The organism is Pseudomonas sp. CF161, assembly GCF_000416215.1.
Classification (GTDB): domain Bacteria; phylum Pseudomonadota; class Gammaproteobacteria; order Pseudomonadales; family Pseudomonadaceae; genus Aquipseudomonas.
Window position 1 is genome coordinate 1 of the sequence record NZ_ATLP01000113.1, and the last position, 3,922, is coordinate 3,922.

5 protein-coding genes are annotated in these 3,922 nt (G+C 65.5%); all 5 read right to left on the reverse strand.

Annotated features, from left to right (window positions below):
• On the reverse strand, positions 1-446 hold a 446-nt coding region (locus CF161_RS27395; RefSeq protein WP_020299886.1), incomplete at its 3' end, for a formate dehydrogenase subunit gamma.
• A gap of 380 nt (positions 447-826) precedes the next feature.
• Positions 827-1,642 (reverse strand): ABC transporter permease, encoded by an 816-nt coding sequence (locus CF161_RS27400; protein WP_020299887.1) that lies wholly within the window; start codon positions 1,640-1,642, stop codon positions 827-829.
• Positions 1,643-1,649: 7 nt separating this feature from the next.
• Entirely contained in the window at positions 1,650-2,486 is an 837-nt protein-coding gene (locus CF161_RS27405) for an ABC transporter permease (RefSeq protein WP_020299888.1), read from the reverse strand.
• A 10-nt stretch (positions 2,487-2,496) separates the two neighbouring features.
• On the reverse strand, positions 2,497-3,609 hold the full coding sequence (locus tag CF161_RS27410) for an ABC transporter substrate-binding protein (RefSeq protein WP_020299889.1): 1,113 nt from the start codon (positions 3,607-3,609) through the stop codon (positions 2,497-2,499).
• A gap of 101 nt (positions 3,610-3,710) precedes the next feature.
• A partial coding sequence (locus CF161_RS27415) for a TOBE domain-containing protein (RefSeq protein ID WP_020299890.1) occupies positions 3,711-3,922 on the reverse strand: 212 nt, incomplete at its 5' end.

Sequence of the window (3,922 nt, forward strand, 5' to 3'; positions counted from 1 at the left end):
GCATCGAGGCGCTCGGCGTTCAGGCGTGCGTGGACCTGGCCATCCAGTTCCAGGGCGGGCGAGCAGGCACAGGCGCCCAGGCAATACACCGGGCGCAGGCTGATGCTGCCATCGGCGCTGCTGCCGTGGTCGTCCAGTTGCAGGCGCTCGCGCAGGTGCGCCGCCAGTTGCTCGGCGCCGCGGCTCTGGCACGACTCGGCCCGGCACAGGCGCAGGATATGGCGCGCCGGCGGTGCGCTGCGAAAGTCATGGTAGAAGCTGATTACCCCGCGAATCTCGGCCTGACTCTGGTTCAGGGCGTGGGCAATCTCGGGGATGGCGGCATCGGGGATGTAGCCGATGCCTTCCTGAATTTCATGAAGGATCGGCAACAGTGCGCCAGGGGAGCCCTTGTGGCGCTCCAGCAGGCTGTTGACCATAGGCAGGTGCAACATCTCATCAGGCATACAGCATTCCTCACGGTCACGGACACGCCCAAAGGCTGTCGGCGGTCCGAAAGTGTCGGCTGCGGCAGTCACGCCACGTCACGGTATCGCGGCATGTTCAGGCCGTTGGCCAGGCACCCTGAGCGGGCATCTTGTTGTACCCGGCGCGGTCTTCGCCGCACCTGTTCAGGGCATAAAGGGCAGCTTGCCACGCCGCCTCCGATTCGACGGCTCGGAAGCGACATGTTCAGTTCCATGCACGACTGCCTATTGAGTCTAGAAGAGTCGATGCAACCTGGCGGGCCGCGGGCTGAATATCGGACAAAAGATACGTGTCCAGGTATGACCCCGATCAGTTGAAGGCGTAATAGTCAGTGGCGCCGCCCAAGCAGCGCCCCTGATCAACGCTGTGCGCGTCGCTGGCTGCGGTATTCCAGCGCCAGGCGGGCCAGCAGCACCAGCAGGGTGACGCCGATCAGCAGCACCGAAATCGCCGCCACGCTGGGGTCGACGTTATCGCGCAGGCCGCCCCAGATCCGTCGCGGCAGGGTGTTGACGTCGACGCTGGTGATAAACAGGGTCACCGCCACCTCTTCCCAGGACAGGGCAAAGCTCAGCAGCGCGGTGGAGAAAATCCCCAGCTTGAGGTTCGGCAGCATCACCAGAAAGGTGGTCTGCATCAGGCTGGCCCCCAGGTTGCGCGAGGCCAGTTCGATGCGCCGGTCGACCTGGCTCAGGGCCACCAGCATGGTCACCACGCCATAGGGCACCACCATCACCACATGGGCGATCACCACCCCGGGCAGGGTGTCGTAGCCCCAGCCTGGGGCGATACGGCTGAGGTTGGTTTCCATGAAGTACAGGACCAGCGCCGAAATCACCGGCGGGATGGCCATGGGCAGCAGCACCAGGCCGATCAGCAGGGTCGCCAGGCGGGAGCGCAGGTACCAGATGCCGAGGCTGAAACTCACCGCCAGCAGGGTCGCGATCAGGCTGGTGGCGCTGGCGATGGCCAGGCTCTGGCCGATGCTCGACAGCCAGTCGGGGTTGCTCAGCAGCGCTTGGTAGTGACGCAGCGACCAGTTGCCGTCGGGCATCGACAGGTAGCGCTTGGCGGTGAAGGACACCGGGATCACCGTCAGCAACGGGAACAGCATGAAGGCCATGGCGACCACGGCCAGCAGCCGGGTACTCGGGGCAGTGCGATGTGTATTCATAACGTCCTCAGCTCACCAGTCGGTTGACGCGGGTGATGCGCAGCAGCAGCCAGATCAACGCGCTGACCAGGGCCAGCAGCACCAGGCTGAGCGCCGCGCCCAGGCCCCAGTTGCTGGTCTGGAACATTTGCAGGAACACGTATTCGGCAATCATCACGGTCTGCCCGCCACCGAGCAGCACCGGGGTGATGAAAAAGCCCAGGCAGAACACAAAGACCATGATGAAGGCCCCCAGCAGCCCGGGCAGGGTCTGCGGCAACAGTACCTGCCAGAAGGTGCGCAAGGCGCTGGCGCCGAGCCCGCGTGAAGCCAGCAGCACGCGCTGGTCGAGCTGGCGCATGCTCGACAGCAGCGGAAACAACGCATAGGGAATCATGAAGTGGAGCATGCCGATCACCACCCCCAGTTCGTTGCGGGTCAACTGCAGCGGGTGCTCCACCAGCCCCAGGGCCATCAGGCTGTCGTTGACCACACCGTTGCTGCGCAGGGCGATCAACCAGCCGAAGGCCCGCACCAGCACCGAGATCCAGAACGGGATAAACACGCAGATTTCCACCACCCGCTGCCAGAACGGCGGGCTGAACACCCAGCAGTAGGCCAGCAGGTAGCCGATCAGCAGCGCCAGCACGCTGACCGTCAGGCACAGGCGCAAGGTGCGCCAGAGCATGTCGTGGATCGCCGGGTCGGTGGCGATGCGCTGGTACTGGTCGAGGCCGGGTTCGGGCAGGGTGAAGCTCCAGCCGACCACGCCGAAGAACGGCAGCAGGTAAAACACCACCAGCAGCAGCGGCAGGGGGAACAGCAGCAGGTTGCGTTCCAGGCGAGCGGTTCGGGTTGCACTCATGGTCGACGGCTCACTTGGACAGGTGGGTCAGGTACTGTTCCAGGGTGTTGGCGTAGTGGTCGGCGTACCACTGGGTGTCGAGGAAGATCTGCTTCTTCAGGTTCTCCTCGGAGGCGCAGTTGCGCTCGCGCTGCTCGGCGCTCATCAACTGCTGGGTGGCCGGGTTGGACGGGCCGTTGCCCAGGCTTTCGAACAGTGTGAGCTGGCCGGCCGGCTGCAACGCGTGCTGGATGAACTGCATGGCCGCCGGGCGCCCGGCCGGGTTGTCCTTGAGCACGCCCCAACTGCTGGCGTTGATAAAGGCGTTGTCGAAGCTCCACTTGATGCGGTTTTCGCTGTCTTCGGCGAGCAGGGTAGCGCGGGTGTGCCAGATGGCGCCGACCGAGGCTTCGCCCTCGATCATCAACTGCTGGCTTTCCGCGCCCGAACCCCAGAACGACAGGACGTGGGGCTTGAGTTCGTCGATTTTGCGCAACGCCCGAGGCACGTCCAGCGGGTACAGCTGATGCGCCGCTACGCCGTCGGCCAGCAGCGCCGCTTCGAGCATGCCGTTCATCCATTTGTAGAGGGTGCGCTTGCCGGGAAATTGCTCCACGTTCCAGAAATCGGCCCAGTTTTTCGGGCCGTTGTTGCCGAATTTCTGGCTGTCCCAGGCGATCACGTAGCTGAACAGATAACCGGCGATCCCGTGTTCGTGGGACAGCTCCGGGGCCACCAGGTCGCGCTGCACCACGCTGTAGTCCAGGGGTTGCAGCACCTGGTCGCGGCCCAGGGTCATGGCGCTGTAGCTGTCGACATCGACCACGTCCCAGCTGGGGCGGCCGCTGGCCAGTTGCGAGCGGATGGCACCCTCGGTCGGCCCGGCGCCGTCGATCCGCACCGCGATCCCGGTGTTGCGGGTGAAGCTGTCGGTCCAGGCCTTGCGAAATGCATCCAGCGCATCGCCGCCCCAGTTGACCACCACCAGCGGCTTGTCCGCCGCCCAACTGATGCCGCTGCGCATGGCCAGCGGCAGGGCGGCGAGCAGCCCCATGGCCTGGATGAAACTGCGGCGGTCGATCTGCCCGGTGCGGGCTTTGTCGATCAGGATCTGAATGCTGTCGCGCTGATGGTCCAGGCTCATGGGGCAAGTCCTCGCTGGGCCGTCACCCTTCAGCGGGCGCGGCCGATTGTTGTTATGGGGAGAGCTGTGAAGGTGCGGCGCCGGGCGAAACCCGCCCTGGCTCAGGCGTCCAGCAGGAACCCGTGCTGCACCGGCCAACTGAGCCACACCGGGGTCCCGCTGGGCAGCCGCGCGCCGGGGTGGTCGCCCGGCACCGACAGGTTGATCGGGGCCTGGTCCGCGCTGACGTTGAGCGCCAGGTGGGTGCTGGCGCCCTGGTACACACGGTCGCCCAGGTAGGCCGGCAGCACGTTGCCGGTGCCGGCTTCGGGGC